22 protein-coding genes and 1 pseudogene are annotated in these 25,589 nt (G+C 71.6%); 13 read left to right on the forward strand and 10 right to left on the reverse strand.

Going from position 1 to position 25,589, the window contains the following annotated elements; translation table 11 throughout:
• Window positions 1-56: 56 nt before the first annotated feature.
• Window positions 57-1,235: a glycosyltransferase gene (locus IEY89_RS18505; RefSeq protein WP_229695300.1), complete on the forward strand. Its 1,179-nt coding sequence runs from the start codon at window positions 57-59 to the stop codon at window positions 1,233-1,235.
• Window positions 1,236-1,245: 10 nt separating this feature from the next.
• Here the strand turns inward: IEY89_RS18505 and IEY89_RS18510 are convergent, their stop codons facing one another.
• Window positions 1,246-2,526, reverse strand: a complete 1,281-nt coding sequence (locus IEY89_RS18510; RefSeq protein WP_189148637.1) for a TerD family protein — start codon at window positions 2,524-2,526, stop codon at window positions 1,246-1,248.
• A gap of 274 nt (window positions 2,527-2,800) precedes the next feature.
• Between IEY89_RS18510 and IEY89_RS18515 the strand changes: the two genes are divergently transcribed.
• The 4 genes from IEY89_RS18515 (at window position 2,801) to IEY89_RS18530 (ending at window position 7,475) form a co-directional block, all read left to right on the forward strand.
• Complete coding sequence (locus tag IEY89_RS18515; protein WP_189148530.1) at window positions 2,801-3,232, forward strand: DUF6643 family protein; 432 nt, start codon at window positions 2,801-2,803, stop codon at window positions 3,230-3,232.
• Window positions 3,233-3,275: 43 nt separating this feature from the next.
• A complete protein-coding gene (locus IEY89_RS18520; protein ID WP_189148531.1) occupies window positions 3,276-4,100 on the forward strand; it encodes an MOSC domain-containing protein in 825 nt (274 codons plus the stop codon).
• A 213-nt stretch (window positions 4,101-4,313) separates the two neighbouring features.
• Complete coding sequence (locus IEY89_RS18525) at window positions 4,314-4,919, forward strand: Rv1733c family protein (protein ID WP_189148532.1); 606 nt, start codon at window positions 4,314-4,316, stop codon at window positions 4,917-4,919.
• Window positions 4,920-5,036: 117 nt separating this feature from the next.
• Entirely contained in the window at window positions 5,037-7,475 is a 2,439-nt protein-coding gene (locus IEY89_RS18530; protein ID WP_189148533.1) for a right-handed parallel beta-helix repeat-containing protein, read from the forward strand.
• On the opposite strand, the gene IEY89_RS18535 is transcribed toward IEY89_RS18530, so the two are convergent.
• Window positions 7,445-9,841, reverse strand: a complete 2,397-nt coding sequence (locus IEY89_RS18535) for a hypothetical protein (protein ID WP_189148534.1) — start codon at window positions 9,839-9,841, stop codon at window positions 7,445-7,447. The genes IEY89_RS18530 and IEY89_RS18535 overlap by 31 nt on opposite strands.
• 344 nt (window positions 9,842-10,185) lie before the next feature.
• Here IEY89_RS18535 and IEY89_RS18540 point away from each other — a divergent pair, with 344 nt between their 5' ends.
• Window positions 10,186-11,004, forward strand: a complete 819-nt coding sequence (locus IEY89_RS18540) for a DeoR/GlpR family DNA-binding transcription regulator (protein WP_189148535.1) — start codon at window positions 10,186-10,188, stop codon at window positions 11,002-11,004.
• Between the two features lie 110 nt (window positions 11,005-11,114).
• Here the strand turns inward: IEY89_RS18540 and cds1 are convergent, their stop codons facing one another.
• Window positions 11,115-12,248 carry an L-cysteine desulfhydrase Cds1 gene (gene cds1 / locus IEY89_RS18545; RefSeq protein ID WP_373287258.1) on the reverse strand — a complete coding sequence of 378 codons (1,134 nt, stop codon included), beginning with the start codon at window positions 12,246-12,248 and terminating at the stop codon, window positions 11,115-11,117.
• A gap of 335 nt (window positions 12,249-12,583) precedes the next feature.
• Between cds1 and IEY89_RS18550 the strand changes: the two genes are divergently transcribed.
• Both IEY89_RS18550 and IEY89_RS18555 read left to right on the forward strand, forming a co-directional pair.
• Window positions 12,584-12,907 carry a hypothetical protein gene (locus tag IEY89_RS18550; protein WP_189148536.1) on the forward strand — a complete coding sequence of 108 codons (324 nt, stop codon included), beginning with the start codon at window positions 12,584-12,586 and terminating at the stop codon, window positions 12,905-12,907.
• Between the two features lie 243 nt (window positions 12,908-13,150).
• Window positions 13,151-13,723, forward strand: a complete 573-nt coding sequence (locus IEY89_RS18555; RefSeq protein ID WP_189148537.1) for an ATP-binding protein — start codon at window positions 13,151-13,153, stop codon at window positions 13,721-13,723.
• A 45-nt stretch (window positions 13,724-13,768) separates the two neighbouring features.
• Here IEY89_RS18555 and IEY89_RS41675 read toward each other — a convergent pair.
• The 3 genes and pseudogenes from IEY89_RS41675 to IEY89_RS18565 all read right to left on the reverse strand — a co-directional run.
• Window positions 13,769-14,057, reverse strand: a pseudogene (locus IEY89_RS41675) (FtsX-like permease family protein); the annotation flags it as partial.
• 233 nt (window positions 14,058-14,290) lie between these two features.
• Window positions 14,291-15,511 (reverse strand): ROK family protein, encoded by a 1,221-nt coding sequence (locus IEY89_RS18560; RefSeq protein WP_189148538.1) that lies wholly within the window; start codon window positions 15,509-15,511, stop codon window positions 14,291-14,293.
• Window positions 15,512-15,559: 48 nt separating this feature from the next.
• The gene (locus IEY89_RS18565) at window positions 15,560-16,201 is read right to left on the reverse strand and encodes an alpha-ketoglutarate-dependent dioxygenase AlkB family protein (RefSeq protein WP_189148639.1); all 642 of its coding nucleotides are present in this window, start codon (window positions 16,199-16,201) and stop codon (window positions 15,560-15,562) included.
• A 61-nt stretch (window positions 16,202-16,262) separates the two neighbouring features.
• On the opposite strand from IEY89_RS18565, the gene IEY89_RS18570 reads away from it, so the two are divergent.
• Entirely contained in the window at window positions 16,263-17,411 is a 1,149-nt protein-coding gene (locus IEY89_RS18570; RefSeq protein ID WP_229695301.1) for a methyltransferase, read from the forward strand.
• A gap of 41 nt (window positions 17,412-17,452) precedes the next feature.
• Here IEY89_RS18570 and IEY89_RS18575 read toward each other — a convergent pair whose 3' ends face one another.
• Genes IEY89_RS18575 through IEY89_RS18585 form a run of 3 tightly spaced genes read right to left on the reverse strand, consistent with a single transcriptional unit; the run spans window position 17,453 to window position 20,069 of the window.
• The gene (locus tag IEY89_RS18575) at window positions 17,453-18,241 is read right to left on the reverse strand and encodes an AraC family transcriptional regulator (protein ID WP_189148539.1); all 789 of its coding nucleotides are present in this window, start codon (window positions 18,239-18,241) and stop codon (window positions 17,453-17,455) included.
• Between the two features lie 28 nt (window positions 18,242-18,269).
• Window positions 18,270-19,118, reverse strand: coding sequence for a class II fructose-bisphosphate aldolase (locus IEY89_RS18580; RefSeq protein ID WP_189148540.1), 849 nt, complete (start codon window positions 19,116-19,118; stop codon window positions 18,270-18,272).
• A gap of 51 nt (window positions 19,119-19,169) precedes the next feature.
• Complete coding sequence (locus IEY89_RS18585; protein ID WP_189148541.1) at window positions 19,170-20,069, reverse strand: SIS domain-containing protein; 900 nt, start codon at window positions 20,067-20,069, stop codon at window positions 19,170-19,172.
• Window positions 20,070-20,216: 147 nt separating this feature from the next.
• On the opposite strand from IEY89_RS18585, the gene IEY89_RS18590 reads away from it, so the two are divergent.
• Entirely contained in the window at window positions 20,217-20,996 is a 780-nt protein-coding gene (locus IEY89_RS18590) for a DeoR/GlpR family DNA-binding transcription regulator (protein WP_189148542.1), read from the forward strand.
• A 59-nt stretch (window positions 20,997-21,055) separates the two neighbouring features.
• On the opposite strand, the gene IEY89_RS18595 is transcribed toward IEY89_RS18590, so the two are convergent.
• Window positions 21,056-21,511: an RpiB/LacA/LacB family sugar-phosphate isomerase gene (locus tag IEY89_RS18595; RefSeq protein WP_189148543.1), complete on the reverse strand. Its 456-nt coding sequence runs from the start codon at window positions 21,509-21,511 to the stop codon at window positions 21,056-21,058.
• 747 nt (window positions 21,512-22,258) lie between these two features.
• Between IEY89_RS18595 and IEY89_RS18600 the strand changes: the two genes are divergently transcribed.
• From IEY89_RS18600 to IEY89_RS18610, 3 genes are all read left to right on the forward strand, one after another.
• Complete coding sequence (locus IEY89_RS18600; protein ID WP_189148544.1) at window positions 22,259-23,098, forward strand: alpha/beta fold hydrolase; 840 nt, start codon at window positions 22,259-22,261, stop codon at window positions 23,096-23,098.
• A 93-nt stretch (window positions 23,099-23,191) separates the two neighbouring features.
• Window positions 23,192-23,959, forward strand: a complete 768-nt coding sequence (locus IEY89_RS18605; protein ID WP_189148545.1) for a maleylpyruvate isomerase family mycothiol-dependent enzyme — start codon at window positions 23,192-23,194, stop codon at window positions 23,957-23,959.
• A 73-nt stretch (window positions 23,960-24,032) separates the two neighbouring features.
• A complete protein-coding gene (locus tag IEY89_RS18610) occupies window positions 24,033-25,517 on the forward strand; it encodes an MFS transporter (protein WP_189148546.1) in 1,485 nt (494 codons plus the stop codon).
• The last annotated feature ends 72 nt before the right edge of the window (window positions 25,518-25,589 follow it).

Consider the following 25,589-nt stretch of genomic DNA (forward strand, 5'->3'; position numbering starts at 1 on the left):
GGTCACTATAAACGGCGTCCCCCTACGGCCCCCTGGGGTGGGGCAGACTGCGGCGGGTGAGCGCCGTTGTGTGGATCGCCGCCGGATCACTCGCCGCCTGGCTGTGGCTGCTGCTGTGCCAGGGCTTCTTCTGGCGTACGGACGTCAGGCTGCCGTCCTACGACCGGGAGCCGGAGTCCTGGCCGTCCGTCTGTGTCGTCGTGCCGGCACGCGACGAGGCCGCCGTACTGCCCGCGAGCCTGCCGTCGCTGCTCGCCCAGGACTATCCGGGGCGGGCCGAGGTCTTCCTGGTCGACGACGGCAGTTCGGACGGCACCGGGGAACTGGCCAGGGAGTTGTCACGCCGCCATGGCGGGCTGCCGCTGACCGTGGACCCGCCCGGTGAACCGCCCGCGGGCTGGACGGGCAAGCTGTGGGCCGTACGCCATGGAATCGGCCTGGCACGCGCGCATGGACCCGAGTTTCTGCTGCTGACGGACGCGGACATCGCCCACGCGCCGGACAGCCTGCGGGAGTTGGTGGCTGCGGCGCGGGGCGGCGGCTTCGACGCCGTGTCGCTGATGGCCAGGCTGCGGGTGGAGAGCACCTGGGAGCGGCTCGTCGTGCCGGCCTTCGTCTACTTCTTCGCGCAGCTCTACCCCTTCCGCCGGATCGGCAGGAAGGGGACCCGGACGGCGGCCGCCGCGGGTGGGTGCGTGCTGCTGCGTACGGAGGCGGCCGAGCGTGCGCGGATCCCGGACGCCATCCGTCACGCCGTCATCGACGACGTGGCACTCGCGCGGGCCGTCAAGGGCGGTGGGGGCCACATCTGGCTGGGGCTCGCCGAGCGGGTGGACAGTGTGCGGCCCTACCCGCGGCTGCACGACCTGTGGCGGATGGTCTCGCGCAGCGCGTACGCGCAGTTGCGCCACAGCCCGCCGCTCCTGCTCGGGACGGTGCTCGGCCTCGCCCTGGTGTATCTGGTGCCCCCGTTCGCCCTGCTGGCCGGGCTCGCCACCGGGACGACGCCCGCGGCGGTGTGCGGCGGCCTCGCGTGGCTGGTGATGGCGGGGACGTACGCCCCGATGCTGCGCTACTACGGACAGCCGCTGTGGCTCGCTCCCCTGTTGCCGTTCACCGCGTTCCTGTACCTGCTCATGACGGTCGACTCGGCGGTGCAGCACTACCAGGGGCGCGGCGCCGCCTGGAAGGGCCGCACTTACGCGCGTCCGGAAACCGTCGTGGACGAGACCTGAGCCGCGTGGGTCACTTGCGGCCGGGGGTCCAGTTCATGCCCCAGCCGTAGACGTGGTCGACGGTCCGCTGCGGGCTCACCCCGCGGTCGGGCACCAGGTAGCGGGCCTCGCGCTGGACAATCAGATCGCCGCCGTTGTTGGTGATCAGGGCGAGCGCGCAGACCGTGGAGGGCACCGTGCACTCGTCGAGCGAGAAGTCGACCGCCGCTCCGTTCGCCGGGGTCAGGGTGACCGTGGCGTGCAGGTCGGCGAAGGAACGCGCCCCGGCGTAGATGGTCACGAAGATGAGGATGCGCCGGAAGGCCTGCTTGTGGTCCAGGTTGACGGTGAGGTTCTCGCCGCTGGACACGGCCCCGGTGCGGTCGTCACCGTCGAGGTGGATGTACGGCGGCTGATGGAGCGCCCCGAAGGCGTTGCCGAGCGACTGTACGACGCCCTTGCTGCCGTCGGAGAGCTCGAAGAGGGCGCACAGGTCGAGGTCGAGATCGGAGTGCTGGGCGACCGCGCGGCCGAGCTTGGCGGCCCAGCCCGAGAACTGCTTGTGGACCTGCCAGTTGAGGTTGACGCGCAGGGCGCCCGAGGTGCCGCCCTGCTTGGTGAGCGAGACGGACGGGGCCTCCTTGGTGAGCGTCACCTTGGTCAGGCGCACCGGCGCCGCAGGAGGGGTGGCCGGGGGCGCGGTCGCGGGCCGTGCGGGCGGCGGGGGCATGGTGGCCGGAGGTGCGACGGGCGGAGCGGCGGGAGCGGCGGCCTGTGGCGTGGGGGCGCGCCGGGGCTCGTCCACGGTGATGCCGAAGTCCGTGGCCAGGCCTGCCAGTCCGCTGCTGTAGCCCTGGCCGACCGCGCGGAACTTCCAGGCACCCTGCCGACGGTAGAACTCGCCGAGCACGAACGCGGTTTCGACACTGGCACCGGCGTTGTCGAAGCGGGCCACCACCGTGCCCTGCGCCGCGTCACGGACCTCGATGTACAGGCCGGGGATCTGCCCGAACGTTCCTCCGTCGGTGGAGGCGGCGAGGACCACGGTCTCGACGGCCGGCTCCACGCGCGCGAGGTCGACGAGGAGGGTGTCCGTCACCCGTCCTCCGGCGTCCCGCTTGCCCTCGTGCCGGACCGCCCCGGAGGAGTGCACGGGCTGGTTGTAGAACACGAAGTCGCTGTCGGACCGAACCCTTCCGACCACCAACAGCAACGCGGAGGCGTCCGCGTCGGGCACGCCCGGTCCGGAGCGCCAGCCCAGTTCGACACGGAGTGCCGCCGTGGGCACTGGTGCATTCGATCCCTTAGCCATGGACATGACCGCCCCCATCTCTCCGGACTCGCGACCAAACCCTATTCTCCCGATCCTGTGAACTCCTGTTGAACCGCCCAGTCGAACGCGGGAAGAACGCGGGGCGACCCGTCGGTAACCAGCCCGGAACCTGGCCTTTACCTGATCTCCGCAGCACCTGGTGCCCCTTTTCGGCGAGTTCGCTCGCATTGGGGATCCCGCGTCGCAGCCGACACGGAAAACAACCCTCTTATCGGTCTCCCCAACCAGCTGATGTGGGTTTAACTTATGTTCCATGACCTCCCCCCGCTCCACCTACGGCGGCGGCTACTACTCCGCCTTCCCGGACACTCCGATCTACGACTCGCTCGTGGCCGAGCGGGGGGCCCCGCAGATCGCCCCGATCCGGGTCCCCTCCGCGTACGACACGGGCAACAACCTGCCCGCGCTGCCGTCCGCGCTTCCCGCGCTGCCGGCCGGCCCCTCCCAGCAGGCCCCCTCCTACGGCTACCAGCAGGCGCAGCAGCCCTCGCCGCTGCAACAGGCGCCGGCGGCGTACATCCCGCAGCAGGCGCCGCAGCGCGGTTACCCCGGCGGCGGTCAGCCGATGCAGCAGCAGCGTCCGGCGGCTGCCACCGGTTACGAGGCGATGCGCCCTGCGGCTCCCCGGCCGGCCCCGACGCCCTACCAGGACCCGTACAACAACCAGCAGTACCGCGGGTACTGATTCTCGCCCCCGGACCGTCCGTGCCTGCTGGCACGATGGCGGGATGGGGAACGCGGAGCTGCACTCGATTCACGTCCATCCGGTCAAGGCGTTCCGGGGCCTGGCGCCCCGGCAAGCCGTGGTGGAGCCCTGGGGACTGGCCGGAGACCGACGCTGGGTCCTGATTGACGCCGGGGGAAAGGTCGTCACTCAACGCCAGCAGCCGCGGCTGGCGCAGGCTGCCGCCGAGCCGCTCCCCGGCGGCGGAATCCGTCTGTCCGCGCCCGGCCGCGCACCCCTGACCGTGCCCGTCCCGGAGGTGACGGGCACGACGACGGTGGACATCTTCGGCACCAAGGTCCAGGCGGTCCTCGCGGGTGACCACGCGCATGACTGGTGCGGCGGTTATCTCGGCGAGGACGTACGCCTTCTGCACATGGACGACCCCGGCGCGCGCCGCGCGATCGACCCGGAGTTCGCACAGCCCGGCGAGACCGTGAGTTTCGCCGACGGCTACCCACTGCTGCTCACCACGCTCGCGTCGCTCGACGCCCTCAACTCCCTGATCGCGCAAGGGGATCATCGGCAGGAGGGCCCGCTGCCCATGAACCGCTTCCGGCCCAACGCGGTGGTGGCGGGGACGGCCCCCTGGGCCGAGGACGGCTGGTCCCGGATCGCCATCGGCGAGGTTTCCTTCCGGGTCGCCAAGATGTGCGGGCGATGCGTGGTGACCACCACCGACCAGGACACCTCCGAACGCGGGCGGGAACCGTTGCGCACACTCGGGCGCCATCGCCGCTTCGGCAACCAGTTGGTCTTCGGCCAGAACCTGGTGCCCGAAACTCGCGGCACGATCAGGGTCGGCGATCCGTTCACGATCCTCGAATAGACGGGCGTGAGCTTCGAGCCCTCCCTTCGGATGTGAACTTCCGATTGACCCCGGGCGCGGGAACACCGGCACGGGGCCCGGCCGTTGCGTTTGTGAGAAGTTCATGAGACAGCCGGCGGGAAAGGGTGAGGGGTGATTTCGCACTCTCTTCGACCGGCATCGTGCGTGAACTGCTCCGACCGGGGTTACACGGATCGGTAAGGGGGTGCGGCTGTGCGGGCGATCGGCGGACTCTGGCGCTGGCGGCACAATCCGCTGCGCCGTGCCACCGACCTCGCGGAGGCCTGGGTGGCGCTCGCGGCCCTGCTGCTGATGCTGCTCGTGGCGCCCCTGATCGGCGTCCTCGTCGGCGGCGCTGCCCAGGACGCGCTGCAACAGGCCGTACGGGAGCAGCGTGAGGTCCGCCATCTGGTGACGGCCACCGTGGTCAAGAAGCTGGCCCGCTCCCCGCTGGAACCCGACCCCGAGTCGGTCTCCCCCCGGGCGGCGAGAAGCCGCGTGGAGGCCGACTGGACGGGGCCTGACGGCACACAGCGGCACGGCAAGGTCATGGCGAGCCTCAAGTCCCCGCATCCGGGCGACCACTTCACGCTGTGGACGGACGAACAGGGGCGAATAGCCGCCCGCCCGTTGGACACCGCCACCGCGACGACGCACGCGGTCCTCGCCGGACTCGGTGCTTCCGTCCTGTCGGCCGGGTTCGTCGAGGGTGGCCGGCGACTGATCCTCTGGCGCATGGTCCGTCGCAGGTATGCCCGTTGGGACCAGGCCTGGGACCGGGCCGGACCCGACTGGGGCCGGACCGGGACCGGCAGTTGACCGCCTTCCGGCTCTGGTCAACCCACCGTGCCCGCGCACGCTACGGTGGACCGGCCGACATCGTGCGGCACCATCCGCGACATCCCGCGTTCCACGAGGTGGGGGCACAGCAGCGCCATGGCACAGGGCACGGTCCAGGTGACGCACACCGGTACATCGAGGTGGCGGCGCCGCACGGGTGAGTACGCGTCGCTCGCCGCGGCCCTGGAGGCCGCGGCGGACGGTGACGTCCTCACCGTCGCGCCCGGCACCTACCGGGAGAACCTCGTCGTCGAGCGGGCGGTGACGCTGCGCGGCCCCGAGGGCTCCCCCGGCTCGGTGCGCATCGCGCCCGTGGACGGCGTGCCGCTCACCGTGCGCGCCTCGGCGGTGGTCCAGGACCTCCATGTGGAGGGCCAGGACTCGACCGCGGCGGCGGTGCTGGTCGAGGAGGGCACCCCGGAGCTGTTGGACCTGCGGATCGTCACGCGGTCCGCCGCGGGCATCGAGGTGCGCGGCGGCGCGCGCCCGACGGTGCGGCGCTGCACGATCGACAACCCGGCGGGCGCCGGTATCGCCGTTCTGGACGACGCGGGCGGGGTGTTCGAGGAGTGCGAGGTCGTCGCGGCCGGCCAGGCGGGCGTGACCGTGCGCGACGGCGGCCATCCCCGTCTGGAGCGCTGCCGGGTGCACCACTCCTCGGGCGTCGGACTGTCGGTCTCGGGCGAGAACTCGGCGCTGGAGGCGGTCGGTTGTGAGGTCTACGAGGTCAAGGGCAGTGGCGTCCAGATCACCGGCCGGGCCACCGCCCACCTCACCGACTGCGATGTCCACCGCACGTCCGCCGACGGCGTGACGCTCGACACCGACGCCGTGCTGACGCTCGCCGACTGCCGTATCCACGACATCCCGGAGAACGCGGTCGACCTGAGGTCCCGCTCGGTCCTCACGCTGACCCGCACGACGGTGCGTCAGTTCGGGCGCAACGGGCTGTCGGTGTGGGACCCGGGCACGCGGGTGGACGCCAACCAGTGCGAGATCTTCGACAGCACCGGCGACTATCCGGCGGTGTGGATCAGCGACGGCGCCACGGCGGTCCTCGAGTCCTGTCGCGTGCACGACGTGCCGGACGCGCTGTTCGTGCTCGACCGGGGGTCCCGCGCGGACGTCATCGACAGCGACCTCTCGCAGGTGCGCAACACCGCCGTGTCGGTCAGTGACGGCGCGACGGCACAGCTCGACGACTGCCGCATCCGGGACGCGGCGACGGGTGCCTGGTTCCGCGACCACGGCAGCGGCGGCACGCTCAACGGCTGCACGGTGGTCGGCACCCAGACGGGCGTGATCGTCACCAAGGGCGCCGACCCCACCATCGAGCGCTGCACGGTCGACTCCCCCGCCGAGGCGGGCTTCTATGTGTCGGCGGGCGGCCGGGGCAGCTTCCTGCACTGCCGGGTGACGGGCAGCGAGGGCTACGGCTTCCATGTCATAGACGGCTGCCGCACGACGCTGACGAAGTGCCGTACGGAGCGGTGTGCGCGCGGTGGTTACGAGTTCGCCGACGGTGGTTCCGGCGCGGCCTCCGGCGGTGGGCCGCTCGTCGAGGACTGCACCAGCGACGAGAGCGCGGCGCTGCGGACGCCCCCGGTGCCGGAGACGGCCGTACAGACGGTTGTGCGGTCGCCGGGGCTGCTGGGCGCGATCCCGGGCCAGCACACCACCGAGCAGGACCCGAAGGTGGCCGCGACGGAGCCGGAGAAGGCAGCGCGGTCCTCGAAGGACGTCCTCGGTGAACTCGACGCGCTGGTCGGCCTGGAGAGCGTCAAGCGCGAGGTGCGGGCCCTCACCGACATGATCGAGGTCGGCCGGCGCCGCCAGCTGGCGGGCCTCAAGGCGGCCTCCGCCCGCCGCCATCTGGTCTTCACGGGCTCCCCCGGCACCGGCAAGACGACGGTCGCCCGGCTCTACGGCGAGATCCTGGCCGCGCTCGGTGTCCTGGAGAAGGGACACCTCGTCGAGGTGTCCCGGGTGGACCTGGTCGGCGAGCACATCGGTTCGACGGCGATCCGCACCCAGGAGGCCTTCGACCGGGCGCGCGGCGGTGTGCTGTTCATCGACGAGGCGTACGCGCTGTCCCCGGAGGACTCCGGCCGTGACTTCGGCAAGGAGGCCATCGACACGCTGGTGAAGCTGATGGAGGACCACCGGGAAGCCGTGGTGGTGATCGTCGCGGGCTACACGGCCGAGATGGAGCGCTTCCTGGCGGTCAACCCCGGTGTCGCGTCCCGTTTCTCGCGGACCATCACCTTCGGTGACTACGGCCCCGAGGAACTGCTGCGGATCGTGGAGCAGCAGGCGGAGGAGCACGAGTACCGGCTCGGCCCCGGCGCCTCCGACGCCCTGCTCAAGTACTTCGAGGCGATCCCCAAAGGGGCGACGTTCGGCAACGGCCGTACGGCGCGGCAGACGTTCGAGGCGATGGTCGAGCGGCACGCGGGCCGGGTCGCCCAGCACGCCGAGCCGAGCACGGACGACCTGACCCTCCTCTACTCGGAGGACCTGCCCGAGCTCTCCTGAGTCCCGGGCCGCGGACCGGGCAGCGTCCCGCCGGGCTGCAGCCGCCTCAGCAGGTTCTCGCGCTCCTCGACGAAGGCGGGGTCGGCCTGGTAGTCGGAGTGGCCGAGGATCGGTGAGGGCAGCGGATGCTTCTCGTTGCGGCCGTAGGAGAGCGGGTCCCTGAGCGGTGCGCGGTCCACCTCGGGGCCGCAGTCGCCGGGCAGGTGGACGGGGCCGCCGATGGGGTCGGTGAGCCGGTACAGGTTGCGCCAGCAGGCCACGTCGTGGTGCAGCGAGGTGAGCGCGGCGGGACCGAAGTGGGCCGGGAACCAGCGTCCGTACAGGCGCTCCAGCGGTGAGCCGTACGTCAGCAGCGCCACGCGCGCCCGCACGGCGGGCTTCAGCTGCCAGGCGGCGGCTGCCGCGAGGACGCTGCCCTGGGAGTGCCCGGAGATGACCAGACGGCCGCCGGTGGCCTCGGTCCAGGTGGCCATCCGCCAGGTCAGGTCGGGCACGGCGCGCTCGGCGTAGCAGGGCGGCGCGAAGGGGTGGGAGGCGCGCGGCCAGAAGGTGCCGACGTCCCACAGGATGCCGATGGTCCGCCGCGCCGCCGGGTCCTTGTAGGCACGCCGCCCCCAGGTGACGAACAGCAGGAAGCCGAATCCGATCAGCCAGGACCCGAGGGCCTGGGCGGTCTCGGCGGCGCCCTCGACGACCGCGTACGCGCCGTGCGATGCCTCTCCCGGCGTGTCGCCCGTGGCCTGGGCTCCGATCAGCGCGGCGGCGCCCAGGAGCAGTGTCACCGTGGAGGTGATGCCGACGATGCGGGGAGCCCGGTCGGTCAGGGCGGCCATCGCGCGCATGCTCGCGATGCGGCGGGTGCGGCCGGCGTCCATCGGCTCCCCGGAACCGTCCTCGTAGTCCTGTTCGACGGCGGCCAGCTCGGCGCGGCGCAGTTGCAGGGTGCGCCGGGCCAGCCAGCCGACCAGGCCCAGGACGACCAGAAGGACGGCCGGGATCACGGATGCCTGCCAGGTCAGCAGGACGGGCGGGCCTTCGATGGTGCCGCCGGTGCCGTCCAGCCAGTCGGCCACGCGCTGGGACACGCCGCCGGACATCACGCCGCCCAGTGCGCAGGCGAGCGTCGTGACCGCGGGTCCGCCGAGACCGCGCATGGCGGCACGCGGGTCGGGGTGGGCCCGGTGCAGCAGCTGGGCGACGACGGCCAGGACGAGGACGATGACGCCCTGGAGCAGTGTGAGAGCGCCGAAGGTCGTGTCGCCCGGCAGCCGCCCCGCCGACTGCCATCCCGGGCGGGACCAGCCTGCGTACACGGCCGTCAGGAGCAGCAGGGCGAGCGCGCCGCCCGGGAGGAGGCGGACGAGCCGGGCGTCGAGTTCCCGGTCCAGGTGTCTCTCGCTGCGCCCCCTGCGGCACACCACCCACACCACGGCGACGGCCCCGGCGATCAGCGCCGCGTACAGGAGCCCGGCCAGGGTGGCCAGAGCCTCCGGACCACCGGGCTCACGGTCGTGACGGGCGGCGGCGGAGCCGAGCGCGGCGGCGACCGTCAGCAGGCCGGCCGCGGTGTGCGCGGCGCGCAGCCGGGCGACCAGCCGCCGTCCGTACCAGAATCCGGGCCGCCCCAGTGCCGTACGGATGCTCTCGTCCGCGGGCTCGGGGGCATGGGCCATCGGCTGCTGGGACTCGTACGCGCTCCAGGTGCGGCGGGACAGGAACCACAACAGGCCGGTGAGCGCGGCGGGCACCACGGCGGCCAGGGCCAGGCGGCGGCCCGGCGCGCTCCACCAGCCGCCGCCCGACTCGGTCGGGGAGAGGAAACCGAGCCAGGAGTGCGCCTCGGCACACGCGCGCGTGCCCGCGCACTGCCAGGCCGTGAGGTCGAGGGCGACCTCGCAGGCGGCGGCGACCAGGAGGACGGTGAGGCTCAGGCCGGCGAGGCGCACCAGAAGGCCGTAGAAACGGACCGTGCCCTGCCGGTTGCGGGCGGTCGGGCGCATCCAGTGGGCGAGGTTGACCACCATGAACGGCAGCAGCAACAGCCACAGGGCGCGCGTGCCGTTGCCGGAGGTGAGGTTGCACCAGACGTACGCCTCGCGCACCGGTGCGCGGTGCGGGTCGGCACGTTCGTCCTCCGCCTCGGCGTCGTCCACGCGGCGGAAGACGGCGGCCGTGTCGTCGCCGGTGACGCGGACGATCCGCGGATCGTTGAGCATCTTCTCGGGCCTGGCACCACCCACGCCGTGGACCAGTAGTTCCAGGGCGATGCCGGTGGTCACCCCCGCCCCGGTCCGCTTGCTTCCTCCGGGCGGCTCGGCCGCGCCGTTCACCCCGCTCGTCGAGACCCGTTCCTGTGCACGCTCCACTGTTCGCACTTCCCCCGTTGCTCGTACTTCCCCCGTGCCGCGCGGGACTGGAGGATCTCCGCCCGGCGGGCTCCGTACACCTCTCGTCACGGAATCTCCCCGATCCGTGTGACGAGCGAGGAGCCCGTGTTGCCAGAGTGACATGTCCGCGTCGTGACGGGCAGTGGCGCGACGAGTACCGGCCCATGCGAGTATGGGACGTCCGCCGGGCGGTTAGCAGGAGGAATGTCCTTGTCGGAGCGGGTGCGCAGCAGGTTCGCAGCGGGTGTGCGGGACGTGTCGGAGATGGTGGGGGCGAGTGGACCGACAGGCCCGAAGGAACCCCGGAAGGACGTGGAGCGGTCGTGAATGACAACCAGAACCTCCTCGCGGAGCAACGCCGCGCCCTGATCCTGGACGAGGTACGGCGCCGCGGGGGCGTTCGCGTCAACGAGCTGACCCGCAAGCTCGGCGTGTCGGACATGACGGTCCGCCGTGACCTCGACGCGCTGGCCCGCCAGGGCGTCCTCGAGAAGGTGCACGGCGGCGCGGTGCCGGTGGTCGAGGCGAGCACCCACGAGCCGGGGTTCGAGGCCAAGTCCGGCCTGGAACTGACGGCCAAGGAGGACATCGCGCGGGCCGCGGCGGAGCTGGTCGCGCCGGGCTCGGCGATCGCCCTGTCGGGCGGTACGACGACGTACGCGCTGGCGCATCAGCTGTTGGACGTGCCGGATCTGACCGTGGTGACCAACTCGGTGCGCGTGGCCGACGTCTTCCACGCCGCGCAGCGCGTGTCGGGGCAGCGGCAGGGGGCGGCGACGGTGGTGCTGACCGGTGGGGTGCGGACGCCGTCCGACTCGCTGGTGGGGCCGGTGGCCGACCAGGCGATCGCGTCGCTCCACTTCGACGTGCTGTTCCTCGGTGTGCACGGGATATCGGTCGAGGCGGGGCTGTCCACGCCGAACCTCGCTGAGGCGGAGACGAATCGGCGGCTCGTGCAGTCCGCACGGCGGGTTGTCGTGGTCGCCGACCACACCAAGTGGGGGACGGTGGGGCTCAGTTCGTTCGCGGCGTTGGAGCAGGTGGACACGTTGGTGACGGACTCGGGGTTGGTGCCCGAGGCCCGGGGTGAGGTGTCGGAGCATTTGCGGCGGCTGGTTGTCGCCGGTGAGGTTGGTAGTTGAGGGGGCGCCTGAGGGGGGCTCAGTAGGTGTGCTTGCGGGTGCGGTTCCGTTGTGGCTTGGCGCGCCCACGCGGCGGAGCCGCAAATGTCACAGCCCCGCACCCCTATAGGTCAGTTCGGCCATACGCCGGTCTTCAGGAACCCCTCGATCGTCGCCCCGTAGGGCTCGATGTTCAGGTTCTGGTCCTTCAGCCAGGTGTCCGAGTAGTACTTGTCCAGGTAGCGGTCGCCGTGGTCGCACAGGAGGGTTACCACGCTGCCCTGTTGGCCTGTCGCAACCATGTCCGCCACGATCTTGAGGGCGCCCCACAGGCCTGTCCCCGTGGAGGCGCCCGCCTTGCGGCCGATGGCTCGGTCCAGGGCTCTCACCGCGGCGATGCTGGCCGCGTCCGGCACCTTCATCATGCGGTCCACCGCGCCGGGGACGAAGCTGGGTTCCATGCGGGGCCGGCCGATGCCCTCGATCCGGGAGCCGCAGTCGCAGGTGACGTCCGGATCGCCGGTGGTCCAGCCCTCGAAGAAACAGGAGTTCTCCGGGTCGGCGACACAGATCCGGGTGTCGCGCTGCGTGTAGTGGACGTAGCGGGCCAGCGTCGCCGAGGTGCCGCCTGTGCCGGCCGTGGCAACGATCCACGCGGGCTCCGGGAAACGTTCCCACTCCAGCTGCCGGAAGATGGATTCGGCGATGTTGTTGTTCCCGCGCCAGTCCGTGGCCCGCTCCGCGTAGGTGAACTGGTCCATATAGTGGCCGCCCGTCTCGGCCGCGAGGGCTGCCGAGGCCTCGTACATTTTCCGGGAGTCGTCCACGAAGTGGCACCGCCCACCGTGGAACTCGATGAGGCGGCACTTCTCGGCGCTGGTCGTGCGGGGCATCACCGCGATGAACGGCACGCCGATCAGTTTCGCGAAGTACGCCTCCGAGACGGCGGTGGAGCCGCTGGACGCCTCGATCACCGGGCGGCCGGGGCGGATCCAGCCATTGCACAGACCGTAGAGGAAGAGCGAGCGGGCGAGGCGGTGTTTGAGGCTACCGGTGGGGTGGGTCGACTCGTCCTTCAGATACAGGTCGATACCCCACTTCTCGGGGAGCGGGAAACGCAGCAGGTGTGTGTCGGCCGAGCGGTTGGCATCGGCCTGGACCCTGCGGACGGCCTCTTTGAGCCAGCTGCGGTAGTCGGCGTCACTTCGGTCAACGTCGAGCGTGTCCAGGGTTTCGGCGGTCCCGGTGGGGTCGGGGATGCTCACGTCAGACTCCTTGTGGTGCGCTCGCCGACGGCTCCTGAAGCGGCCGGACACCTCGATCATAGTCACCCTCGACACGCCTCCCACCTGCATAAACACACCTTTGGGCGACCCAAAGGCAGGCCTGGGGTGGGGAGTCGGGGACAGGCGGGGCGGAGGCCGGAAGGGCCCGGGGCGCATCCCGCCGAGTGCTTCCACCGGTTACCGGAGAGCGTCGTACGCACTGGTGCTCGACGCCGGAGGCGGGCAGACTGCTCGGCACGGGGGCGCACACTGGATCACGTTCCAGGCGGGATCACCACGCATCTCGGCGGTAGCCGACTAGGGGGCGGAGCATCATGGCGGAGCCGGAGTTCACGGCCACGGGCGTGCGGATCGGAAAGAGGTTGCGCTCCCTCACCCGGGCCGGGCAGGTCCGGATCAGCGGCGGCAGGCTGGAGTTGCTCACCAGTTACGGGAGCGAGATCGACAGCGCTCCCGTCCAGGCGGTGCGCGCGTCGAAGCCCTGGTTCGCGGCCGACGACAGGGCGCTGGCGGACCTCAACGGCCAGCGTTATCTGCTGACCCTGGGGGAGCACGATCCCGCGCCGGGCCGGCCCGGACCACCCGCGGCGCGCCGGTTCATCGAGGCCGTACGCCGGGCGGCGGGGCGCGGGCACTGAACAGGGCGGGGACGGTGGGGCCGTACCTCGCGCGGACACGGAGCGTGTCGGGCGGGACGCGCCGCGAGTTGCGGGTTTCCACCCCCTGAGCCACGCTTGTCACACATCACTCTGGGTTTACCGGCGATAACGCTGCGAACCAGCCCGCCGGCCATCGACAGCAGGCGGCCCAATGCACGCAGGCACTCTGCTGGATCGGATCTCGTGTCTTCTTCCGGACCTCAATTCGGGGAGTCGCAAGCCGTGATCAGTCACCCAAGCAGGCACTGCACGGTGGAGCTCCAAGCCCTGCCGTCGCGGATCGGCCAGGTCCGCAGAATCGTCTCTGCACAATTGCGCTACTGGCATCTGGATCCCTTGATAGACCGGGCCTCGCTCGGTGTGACCGAACTGCTCACCAACGTCCACCGGCACGCCCAGCCCGACAAGATGTGCACCGTGGACATCGAGGTCCTGCTCGACCGGCTCACGGTCTCGGTGCACGACCACGACCCGCGCATTCCCGAACTGCGGGACGCGGATCCCACTGCCACCTGCGGACGCGGCCTCGCCATGGTCGCCGCGGTCAGCGAGAGCTGGGGAGTGCGGCCGGACGGCGAGTCCGGAAAGGTCGTCTGGTTCACTCTGCCGACGCTCACGCCGGTGGTGGCGACCCCGGAGACCAGGCCCGCTGCGGCACCAGCAATTCAGTCATTCGATGAACAACTGTGCGCTGGCCCCGGGTACGAAGAACTGGCGTACGACAAGGGGCGCAAGCCGGGGGCAATCCGGCGCAGGCCGGAACACGCTCCCGCCCGGTCGGCCGTTGTCGGCTGACCGGGCGGTGACCAGCGGTATCCCTCCCCCGCCTCTGTCCGTACGTCACTCGGTGGCCATGGCACGCAGTACGTCCAGGCGTGCCGCCCGCCGGGCCGGGCCGCAGGCCCGCGAATGCGTCGGCCGCGACGCCCACCAGGGCCACCATCACGAGCTGTGCGGGCGGCAGCGCGAAGGCGAAGGCACTGTCGCTCGCGCCGTCCGAGGCCTTCACCAGTACCCAGCCGAGGAAGCCGCCGCGGGCCAGCCCGCCGACCGTGCCGAAGGCGGCGACGAGGACCGGCTCCCAGCGGACCATGGCGCGCAGTTGGCCGCGGGTCTGGCCGACGGTTCGCGCCGGGAGGGGCTCCGGGACGTCGTACGAGCCAGCGGCAGTGCGCGTACCTCCTCGGATCGGAAGTACCCGGGGCACGTTCGGCTGCTTCCCGGGGGTGTCGGCGCGGGGATGTCCAAGGACGGCCGGACCGGTCCTGACTGCCGGGTCAGGTCGCCCCTGGGCTGCGGGGCGGGGATCGCGCCCGCCCACATCCCGGTCGTGCGGTGCGTGCGGCGGGCCTCGGCGGCGTACTACGCGAGCGCCCTCAGCGGATCGTCCAGCACCGGCTGCCACGCCAACTCGGCCGCTCCGACGAGGCTGTTGTGGTCCAGCGTGCAGGCGAGGATGGGGACGCTGCCGCTGCGGCCCCACAGGCTGCGGTCGGCGACCACCGCGCGCAGGCGGTCCGGGTCGGCGTCGAGGAGGGTGCGGTGCAGACCGCCGAGGATGATGCGGTCCGGGTTGAGGATGTTCACGAGGCCTGCCAGGCCCAGGCCCAGGCGGTCGATCAGGGTCTCGGCGGCCGTGCGGATCGCCGGGTCCGGGTACTGGTCGCGGATCAGGTCGTTGGCCTGCTGGAGCAGGGACACCTCGGGGCCGGGGTCGCGGCCCGCCACCGTGAGGAAGGCGAGCGGGTCGGCCTCGACGTCCAGGCAGCCCCGGCTGCCGCAGTGGCAGGAGCGCCCCTCGGGGTTGACGGTGAGGTGGCCGACTTCGAGCGCGAGGCCCGAACTGCCCGTGTGCAGGCGCCCGTCGAGGACCAGCGCCCCGCCGACACCCCGGTGCCCGGTGGCCACACAGAGCAGGTCGCGGGCGCCGCGTCCGGCGCCGTGCCGGTGTTCGGCGAGCGCGGCGAGGTTGACGTCGTTGCCCGCGAAGGCCGGACCGGCGATGCCCGCCGCCCGTACCCGCTCGGCGAAGATCTCCCGTACCGCCGCGCCGGCCGGCCAGGCGAGGTGCAGCGGGTTCAGGGCCAGGCCCTCGGGTTCGGCGACGGCCGACGGCACCGCGAGACCGGCGCCCACGCACCGGCGCCCGGTGTTGTGCAGCAGGTCGGCGCCCGCTTCCACGACCGAGCCGAGCACCTTCGCCGGGTCGGCGTCGACGGTCTCGCAGCCGGGCGCCGTGGCGACGATCCGCCCGCCGAGCCCGACCAGCGCGGCCCGGAACCCGTCCGCGTGCACCTGCGCCGCCAGCACGACCGGCCCGTCCTCGGCGACATCGAGCCGGTGCGAGGGGCGCCCCTGCGAGCCGGCCGCCGCCCCGGGCCGCGCGTCCACGCTGATCAGCCCGAGCGCCTCCAGCTCGGCTGCCACCGCACCCGCCGTTGCCCGGGTGACCCCCAGCTCGGCGGTGAGCACGGCCCGGGTGGGCGCCCGGCCGGTGTGCACGAGCTCCAAGGCGGGCCCGAGTGCGCCGCGCCCCCGGTCCAACCGCGTCCTTGAGGTGGTCCCCTCAACCTTGCCGCTCATGAGGGCGAGTCTCCCATGATCCCCACGACCGCCGACCGCGCGGTCTGCCTAGAAACCGCTGACCCGGAGCGTGATGTTCAACCGGCCGGTCAGCCCCAACTCCGGCGGCGCCGTGCCCGCGTACACCCGTGACACCCCGTGGTACGCGAGCCTGGAGGCACCGCCGAATACGAACAGGTCGCCGCTGCGCAGCTCGACGTCGGTGTACGGCCGGGTCCGGGTCGCCGTGTTCCCGAAGCGGAAGACGCAGGTGTCGCCGAGGCTCAGGGACACCACGGGCGCGGCCGACTTCTCGTCGCTGTCGCGATGCATGCCCATGCGGGCGTCGGCATCGTAGAAGTTGACCAACGCGATGTCGTAGTCGCCAGCGCACTCGTACGCCGCTGTGCCGGCCGCCTGCCTCCCCAGCTCGCCCAGCCACTCGGGGAACGGTTTCACGGGCGAGCCGTCGCCGTCGACGACCGTGTTCGCATAACCGTACGGATACCAGTGGCGGCCTAGACACACCTGCCGGGCGGTCATCGTGCCGCCGCCGGGCGTCCGGACCGTACGCAGGCCGGCGGGTGGGCGCGCCCAGTCGCGGCAGGCGCCCAGCAACTCGCGCTGACGCGCCGCGTCCAGCCAGTCCGGCACATGCATCGCGCCCGGCGCGATCTCCGTACGAGGTCTGGGGAACAGTTCGGCCTCCATGGTCCCATCCTGCCCGACCGTGCGGACGGGGGTGAGCTGCTGATCGGTAGGGTGGGACACGATGACCGACCGTATGAGAACTCCCTGGTCCGAGCTGACGCTGACCCGTTTCCCCGCCGATCCGCGCGAGCGGCTGCGCGCCTGGGACGCCTCCGACGACTACCTCCTCGGGCACCTCGCCGAGTCCGGGACCGAGCTGTCCGGCACGGTCGTGGTCGTCGGCGACCGCTGGGGCGCTCTCACCACGGCGCTCGCGGCACACCGGCCGACGCAGATCACCGACTCGTTCCTGGCCCAGGAGGCGACGCGGGCGAACCTGCGGCGGGCCGGTGCGGACGAGGGTTCCGTACGGCTGCTCACCACCCAGGACCCGCCGCCGGAGCGGATCGACGTGCTGCTCGTGCGGGTCCCGAAGAGTCTGGCGCTCCTTGAGGACCAGTTGCTGCGGCTGGCGCCCGCGCTGCACGAGGGCACGGTCGTCGTCGGCACCGGCATGGTGAAGGAGATCCACACCTCCACGCTGAAGCTGTTCGAGCGGATCATCGGCCCGACCCGGACCTCCCTCGCGGAGAAGAAGGCCCGGCTCATCCATGCCACCGTCGGTCCTTCGGTGGACGGGGGTGCCAGTCCCTGGCCGTACCGCTACGAGCTGCCCGACGGTGTCGGCCCGGCGTCGGGGCGCCCTGTCGTCAACCATGCGGGCGTCTTCTGCGCCGAGCGCCTCGACATCGGCACCCGGTTCTTCCTCCGGCATCTGCCGGAGCCGTCGGGCACCGCCCGGGTGGTGGACCTGGGCTGCGGGAACGGTGTGGTCGGTACGGCGGTGGCACTGGCCGCGCCGGAAGCCGAGCTGCTGTTCGTCGACGAGTCGTTCCAGGCGGTGGCCTCGGCGCAGGCGACGTACCGGGCCAACGGGTTGCCCGACGGGCGTGCCGAGTTCCGGGTCGGGGACGGGCTGGCGGGGGTCGCGGACGAGAGCGTCGATCTCGTCCTCAACAATCCGCCGTTCCACACCCACCAGGCGACGTCGGACGCCACGGCCTGGCGGATGTTCACGGGCGCGCGGCGGGCGCTGCGGCCGGGCGGTGAGCTGTATGTGATCGGCAACCGGCATCTCGGCTATCACATCAAGTTGCGGAAGCTGTTCGGCAACAGCCGGCTCGTCGCGAGTGACGCCAAGTTCGTGGTCCTGAAGGCCGTGAAGCAGTGAGGTGGTCGGCAGTAGGAGTCGGGGAGTGAATTTTGACAACTTCATGGAGTGTTCGGCGTTGCCTCTCCCCGCAGGGCCCGGGGTGACGCGCCGAGTTCGCGTCGGCACGCCTTGTTGAAGGCCTGTAGGTCGGGGATGCCGACGGAGGCCGCCACGGCGGGGATGGAGAGGGTCGTGGCACGCAGCAGGTGGCGGGCGCGGTCGAGTCTGCGGCGGCGGACGTAGCCCACCACCGTGTCGCCGGTCGCGGCCTTGAAGAGCCTGGTCAGGTGGTTGTGCGAGACACCCGCCGCCCGAGCGACGGCGGGCACGGTGAGCGGGGCGGCCAGTCGGCTCTCGATGTACGCGATGGCGGCGCCGACCGCCGGATGCGGGCCGGGACCGGGGCGTTCGGTGTCCGGGGGCAGGTGGGCGATACGCCACAGCGCGGTCCAGATCTCGGCTCTCGTGCGCTCGGGTGTGCGCGGCAAGGCGGCGATCGCCGCGAGCAACAGGCCGGTGAGGTTGGGGAGTTCGGGGCCGGAGTCCTGAACGACGGGAACCGTGCGCGACGGGCCGACGGCCGGGATGCGCAGGTGGGCGTAGAGGTGCTCGGAGCGGCCCTGGTAGCGGAAGCGGACCGTGCTGCCGGGCGGTACGAGGCTGACCCGGCCCGGGCGGACGACGTGCACTGTGCCGTCGACGGTGAGCTCGGCCTCGTACTGGTAGAGGTGCAGCTGCCACAGCTCGGGCAGCCGGAAGACGTCGGTCCGGCTCGCGACGCCGTGTACGCCGACGCCGGCGTTCGCCACGTGAGGCGGCTCACCCAGATACAGCTCCGTTTCCCGCATGGTGAAAAACTACCAGCGGACCTCTCTGTCAGCACAGCACGCCGATGATCCGCGTCACCGCCCGCGCCATCGCCTCCCGGCCCACGCCGAGGTACTTGCGCGAGTCGACGGCCTCGGGGTGGGCGCCGAGGAACTCCCTGATGGCGCCGGTCATGGCGATGTTGAGGGCAGTACCGATGTTGACCTTGGTGATCCCGGCCGCGACGGCGGCCACGAGCTGGTCGTCCGGTACGCCGGAGGAGCCGTGCAGGACGAGGGGGACGTCCAGGGTGGCGGACAGCCGCTTCAGGAGATCCTGGTCGAGGGCTGCCGTCCGGGTGGTCATGGCGTGCGAGCTGCCGACGGCCACGGCCAAGGCGTCCACCCCCGAATCGGTGACGAAGGCACGGGCCTCTGCGGGGTCGGTACGGGCTCCGGGTTCGTGCGCGTCCAGCGGAACTCGTCCGTCCTTGCCGCCCACCTGTCCCAACTCAGCCTCGATCCAGAGCCCTTGGGCGTGCGCCCAGTCGGCGGCGGCGCGGGTCGCGGTGAGGTTCTCGGCGTAGGACAGCCTGGCCGCGTCGTACATCACGGAGCTGAATCCGGCGCCGGGGGCCTGCCGCAGCAGGTCGTCGCTCTGCACGTGGTCGAGGTGCAACGCGACGGGCACGGCGGCGCGTTCGGCGGCCGAGACGGCGGCGCGGGCCAGCGGGAGGAGCCGTCCGTGGCGGAACTTGACGGCGTTCTCGCTGACCTGGAGGACGACGGGTGAACCCGCCTCCTCGGCACCGGCGATGACGGCCTCGACATGCTCAAGGGTGACGATGTTGAACGCGACGACCGCCGAACGTGCGGCGGCGGCCCTGGTGATGAGCTCGCCGGTGGTGACGATCGGCACCTGTCACTCCTTTCGGTCGGCAACCATGCAGCATCTGGTGCCGACGAGGCCTCAGGGGGTGAGGATCACCGAGCGGGTGAGGTGACGCGGGCGGTCCGGATCGAGACCCCGCCTCGCCGCCACCGCGACCGCGAGGCGCTGCGCGCGCACGAGTTCGGCGAGCGGATCGAGGGTCCCGGCCACCCACAACGCCCCCGTGGCCCGCACCTGTTCGGCCAGCCCTTCCGGCGCCTCGCCGAACATCCAGGTCGCCGTACCCCGGGTGGTGACGCTGATGGGACCGTGCCGGTACTCCATCGCCGGGTACGCCTCGGTCCAGGACAGGGACGCCTCGCGCATCTTCAGCCCGGCTTCGTTGGCGAGCCCCACCGTCCAGCCCCGGCCGAGGAAGGTGAACTGCGCGCAGTCGACGAGCCCTTCGGGCAACGCAGCGGCCAGCGCCGTACGGCAGTCGTCGACCGCGGCCTCGTCGTGCAGTCCGAGATGGGCGCGGAGAAGCGTGACGGCGGTGGTGGCGAACCGCGTCTGCACGACGGACCGTTCGTCCGCGTAGCCGATCACGACGAGTGCATCGGCGGCTTCCCTCACGGGAGTTCGGGGATCGGCGGTTATGGCTGTCGTCCGCGTCCGGGCACCCTCGGGCGCGGCGCTCCGCAGCCGCCCGAGCAGTTCGAGCACCTCGGTGGTGGTACCGGACCGGGTGAGGGCGACGACCCGGTCGTACGGGCGGCCGTAGGGGAACTCGGAGGCGGCGAAGGCGTCCGTCTCGCCCTGGCCCGCGCCTTCCCGCAGGGCCGCGACGGCCTGCGCCATGAAGTACGAGGTGCCGCAGCCCACGATCGCGACCCGCTCCCCCGCCACCGGCAACGCGCCGGCGTGCCCGGCAGCCTCCCCGGCAGCGCGGGACCAGCACTCGGGCTGGCTGTTCAGCTCGTCCTCTATATGGGTCATGCCCTGCCCCTCCCCCAGAGAGTCATCGCAATGCTTTTTTCTGCAAAATATAGCCAGCTTTCGAGCAGAATCAAGCATTATCTGGAAGGAGTGAGGTGAACTTTCGGTGCGCTAGGGTCGCCGAAGATCGAGGAACGGAGAGTCCGAATGTCCCGCGACGCCCGCTGGAAGTCCCTGCTGGAGCTGCTTGTCGAGCGGGGCCGGCTGGAGGTCGAGGAGGCGGCGGCCGAGCTGGAGGTGTCGGCCGCGACGATCCGCCGCGACTTCGACCAGCTCGCAGAGCAGCAGATGCTCGTGCGCACCCGGGGCGGCGCGGTCGTGCACGGCGTGTCCTACGAACTGCCGCTGCGCTACAAGACCGCTCGCCGCGCCTCCGAGAAACAGCGCATCGCGAGAGCGGTCGCGGACCTGGTCTCCCCCGGCGAGGCGGTGGGCCTGACGGGCGGTACGACCACGACGGAGGTGGCGCGCGCGTTGGCCGTACGCGGCGATCTGACCGCCGGGTCGCCCGCGCTGACGATCGTCACGAACGCGCTGAACATCGCCACCGAGCTTGCCGTACGGCCCCAGTTCAAGATCGTGGTGACAGGTGGGGTCGCCCGTCCGCAGTCGTACGAACTCATCGGGCCGCTCGCCGACGGCGTGCTGGGCCAGATCACGATCGACCTGGCCGTGCTGGGCGTGGTCGCCTTCGACGTCACGCACGGAGCGGCGGCGAACGACGAGGCGGAAGCCGCGGTCAACCGGCTGCTGTGCGAGCGCGCCGAGCGCGTGGTGGTCGCCGCCGACTCCAGCAAGCTGGGGCGGCGGGCGTTCGCCCGGATCTGCGCGGTGGGATCCGTGGACACACTGGTCACGGACACAGCGGCGGACGAGGCGACGGTGGGACTGTTCGAGGAGGCCGGGCTCAGGGTCATCACGGTCTGAGCAACCATGGCCCGGGCGGCGGACCGGCGCCCGAGGACGACGCCCTCAACTGCCTTGCCTCACAGGGCACTTCTGCCACTGTCGAGTCGGTCCACGCGGGCCACGTTCTCCCTGTCCTCGGAGTCCTCGCTCGCCTCGGCGGCGAACCAGGCGTCGAGGATCTCCTTGAGCAGCGGCTCCGATGTCAGACGCAGGCCGAGCACGAGCACGTTGGCGTCGTTCCAGCGGCGCGCGCCGTCCGCCGTGTAGGCGTCCGTGCACAGGGCCGCGCGCACACCGGGCACCTTGTTCGCGGCGATCGACGCGCCCGTACCGGTCCAGCAGCACACAACGGCCTGGTCGGCGTTCCCGGCGGCGACCTCGCGAGCCGCCGCCTCCGTGCAGGCGGCCCACTGCGGATCATCGCCGGCGCTCAGCGCACCGAACGTCACCACATCGTGGCCACGGTCGCGCAGTTGCCCCAGGAGAGCGCGAGCCACGGGTTCGTCCATGTCCGAGGAAACGGAGATCCGCATGGCCTGAGCCTACCCAACCCCGGGACGGGCGGCGGGGCGGACGAGCACGCCGGCGGACCGGGTGGACCGGTGGCCTCGGTCAACCCCCGCTCCCGGGGAGGCGGACTCGAAGGCGTCGACCATGTCGGCCTGCTCGAAGGGGACGCCCGTGTGGGTCCTCAACCATGTTTCGTCCGACCCCGGCGTCATCTTCTCGGTCACCCGTGTCCCGGTTCCCACTGGCCACACACAGCACCGTCTCGCCCCGGTCGTCGGCGGTGACGTACAGGAAGTACCAGGCAAGGGAGGGCCGTCCACGTGGCTCAGATACCAGTACGAGGCCGATTCGGCGCCGGCATCCCGCCGGAGTCCGGCCGCCCGGTCAACACAGCAGTCGAGGGCTGTCGGGCGGCCCGCCGAGGAACCGCCAGTGCACGAGGTTCCTGGAGTGGGGCAGGCGTACGCCCGGATACCCCTCCCCCGAACGTCGGGGTCGCCGCATGGCAGGGGAGAAGTCCGGTCCCACCCGGCACGGGGGGTGCTGATGATCCGCGCCTCGACTGCGGTATGAGCGCTCACTTCCCCCGACCCACGCCGGAAGAACCCTGCCGAGCGACGGACCGGCGACCGGATGGCCGGATGGCCGGATGGCCGGATGGCCAAGGGAAGCCGTGGGCCGAACATGTTCGCAACCAACGCCTTCTCCGTAGTCCGGCCCCACCCAAAACCCGGTTGCCCGGCCGGCACACCGCTGCGAGAGTCATGGCCATGTCTGCCTTCTCCGCGTACGACGGAACCAAGCTGGCTTGTCGCGAACTCGGGGAGGGGCCACCACTGATCTGCCTGCCCGGCGGCCCGATGCAGGACTCCGTCTACCTCGGGGACCTCGGCGGTCTGTCCGCGCACCGGCGCCTGATCATGCTCGACCTCCGGGGAACCGGCCGGTCGGCCGTACCGGAGGACCCCGCGTCCTACCGCTGCGACCGCCTCGTAGAAGACGTCGAGGCCCTGCGCGAGCACCTCGGCCTCGACCGGCTGGACCTGCTCGGTCACTCCGCCGGCACGAACCTGGCCGTGCTGTACGCGGCCCGGCATCCCGAACGCATCGGCAGGCTCGCGCTGATCACGCCCAGCGTGGCGGCCCTCGGCGTCACCGTCACCGGCGACATGCGGATCGGGACGGCACAGTCACGCCGGGACGAGCCGTGGTTCCCGGAGGCGTTCGCCGCCCTGGAGGCGCTCGTCGCGGGCCGGGCCGGAGCCGACGCCTTCCAGGCCATCGCACCTTTCTGGTACGGCCGTTGGGACGAGGCCGCCCGCGTCCACCGGGCGGCGGAGGAGGTGCAGCGCAACAACGATGCCGCGGCGGTCTTCGCCGCCGAGGGCGCCTTCGACCCGGTCGGCACCCGCGCGGCACTCGCCCGTCTCACTTCACCGGTGCTCGTACTGGCCGGGGAGGTCGACCTCAACTCCCCACCGCCCGCGATGGCCGAGCTCCCGGGACTGTTCCCGCACGCCGAACTGGTCGTCCAGCCGGGCGCCGGACACTTCCCGTGGCTCGACGACGCGGACAGGTTCGTGGCGACCGCCGAAGCGTTCCTGAGGTAGGAACCACCTCAGAGAGCACTCGGAATCCTCGCCCCTCTCGACTCGCAGCTCTCTCGACTCTCGACTCTCGACTCTCGACTGGAGAACGCTCTGATGGAGACCGCGCGCTTCGTGGAAATCCTGGACGCGGAGGGCCAGTTGCTGGCCGCCGCCGCCGAGCAGGCGGGGACCGACGCCAAGGTGCCGACCTGCCCGGACTGGCGGGTGCGCGACCTGGTGCGACACATGGGCGCGGTGCACCGCTGGGCCGCCTCGTACGTCGCCGAGCGGCAGATGTCGCCCCAGCGCCTCGGCGGCCCGCCCGACCTCGACGGCAGCGCGCTGCTCACCTGGTTCCGGGAGGGCCATCGCGCTCTCGTCGACACCCTCACCTCGGCCCCGCCCGACGTGGAGTGCTGGAGCTTCTTGCCCGCCCCCTCACCGCTCGCGTTCTGGGCCCGGCGGCAGGCCCACGAAACCGCCGTGCACCGGGTGGACGCCCAGTTCGCCCTCGGCATCACGCCCACCCCGCTCGCCCCGGACTTCGCCACGGACGGCATCGACGAACTCCTGCTCGGTTTCCACGCCCGCGCCAAGAGCCGGGCCCGCACGGAGGAGCCGCGGGTTCTGCGGGTGCGGGCGACCGACAGGGGCGACGCGGAGTGGACCGTACGGCTGTCGTCGGAGCCGCCGGCGGCCCAGCGCACCACGAATCAGGCCGATCAGGCCGATCAGGCCGTTCCAGCAGCCCAGGAAGCCGACTGCGAGGTGACCGGCCCCGCCGCGGCTCTCTACCTGGCGCTGTGGAACCGGCAGCCGTTCCCCGGCGTGAGCGGCGATGCAGCGCTCGCCGCCCTGTGGCAGGAAAAGTCGGCCGTCTGAGGCCGACCCGTCATTTGTTGCGCGAGCATTACATGCATTTGCATTCGATGCACGCGCATGTAATGTCTCTGCCATGACCTCTCCGCTCAACACCCCGGCGTCCGACGGACGCTGGACTCCCCGCCTGTGGGGCACCCTGCTCGTGCTCTGCGCCGCGATGTTCCTGGACGCGCTGGACGTGTCGATGGTCGGTGTCGCGCTGCCGTCCATCGGCTCCGAACTCGGCCTCTCCACCTCGACGCTGCAATGGATCGTCAGTGGCTACATCCTGGGATACGGCGGACTCCTGCTCCTCGGCGGCAGGACCGCCGATCTGCTCGGCCGCCGGCAGGTGTTCCTCGTGGCGCTCGGTGTCTTCGCACTCGCCTCGCTGCTCGGCGGGCTCGTCGACTCGGGTCCGTTGCTGATCGCCAGCCGGTTCGTCAAGGGGCTCAGCGCCGCCTTCACCGCGCCGGCCGGCCTGTCCATCATCACCACGACGTTCGCGGAGGGCCCGCTGCGCAACCGGGCCCTGTCGATCTACACCACCTGCGCGGCCACCGGCTTCTCGATGGGCCTGGTGCTCTCCGGCCTGCTCACCGAGGCGAGTTGGCGCCTTACCATGCTGCTGCCGGCGCCGGTCGCCGTGCTCGCCCTGGTCGCGGGCCTGAAGCTGCTGCCGCGCAGCGAGCGCGAGAAGAACCACAACGGCTACGACGTCCCCGGCGCGATTCTCGGAACCGCCTCGATGCTGCTGCTGGTCTTCACCGTCGTCCAGGCACCGGAAGTCGGCTGGGCATCGGCCCGCACGCTGTTGTCGTTCCTCGCGGTGGCCGTGCTGCTGACCGTCTTCGTCCGCGTCGAGCGGCGCTCCGCCGGACCGCTGATCCGGCTCGGTGTGCTGCGCTCCGGTCCCCAGATCCGCGCCCAGCTCGGCGCGTTGACCCTCTTCGGCTCGTACGTCGGATTCCAGTTCCTGGTGACCATCTACATGCAGTCGCTGCTCGGCTGGTCGGCGCTGCACACGGCGCTCGCCTTCCTGCCTGCGGGGGTGATCGTCGCGCTGTCCGCGACGAAGATGGGCGCGATCGTCGACCGGTTCGGCACCCAACGGCTGATCGTGGCGGGCTTCGCACTGATGATCACCGGGTACGCGCTGTTCCTCCGCGTCAGCCTCGACCCGAGCTACGCCACCCTCATCCTGCCGTCGATGGTGCTGATAGGCGGAGCCTTCGCGCTGGTCTTCCCCTCCCTCAACATCCAGGCCACGAACGGCGTCGACGACCACGAACAGGGCATGGTCTCCGGCCTGTTGAACACCTCGGTCCAGGTGGGCGGCGCGATCTTCCTGGCCGTCGTGACGGCGGTGGTCACCGCCGGCACCCCCGAGAACCCCTCACCGCAGGCCGTCCTCGACGCCTACCGGCCCGGGCTGATCGTCGTGACGGGCATCGCCCTCGCCGGCCTGCTCGCCACGCTCCCCGGTCTGCGCACCCGGCGCCCGAGTCGGTCCGTCGTGGTCGCGAAGTCCCCGCAGCAGCAGGAGGCGTTGGCCGAACCGGTGCCGGCACGCGACTGAGAGGGCATTCCAGCCACCGTGCCCGGCCGGGGCGCCTTGCCCGGCCGGGCACCCGCCTGTTTGACTCGGCGG

The sequence above is a fragment of the Streptomyces lacrimifluminis genome, assembly GCF_014646095.1.
Lineage (GTDB): Bacteria > Actinomycetota > Actinomycetes > Streptomycetales > Streptomycetaceae > Streptomyces > Streptomyces lacrimifluminis.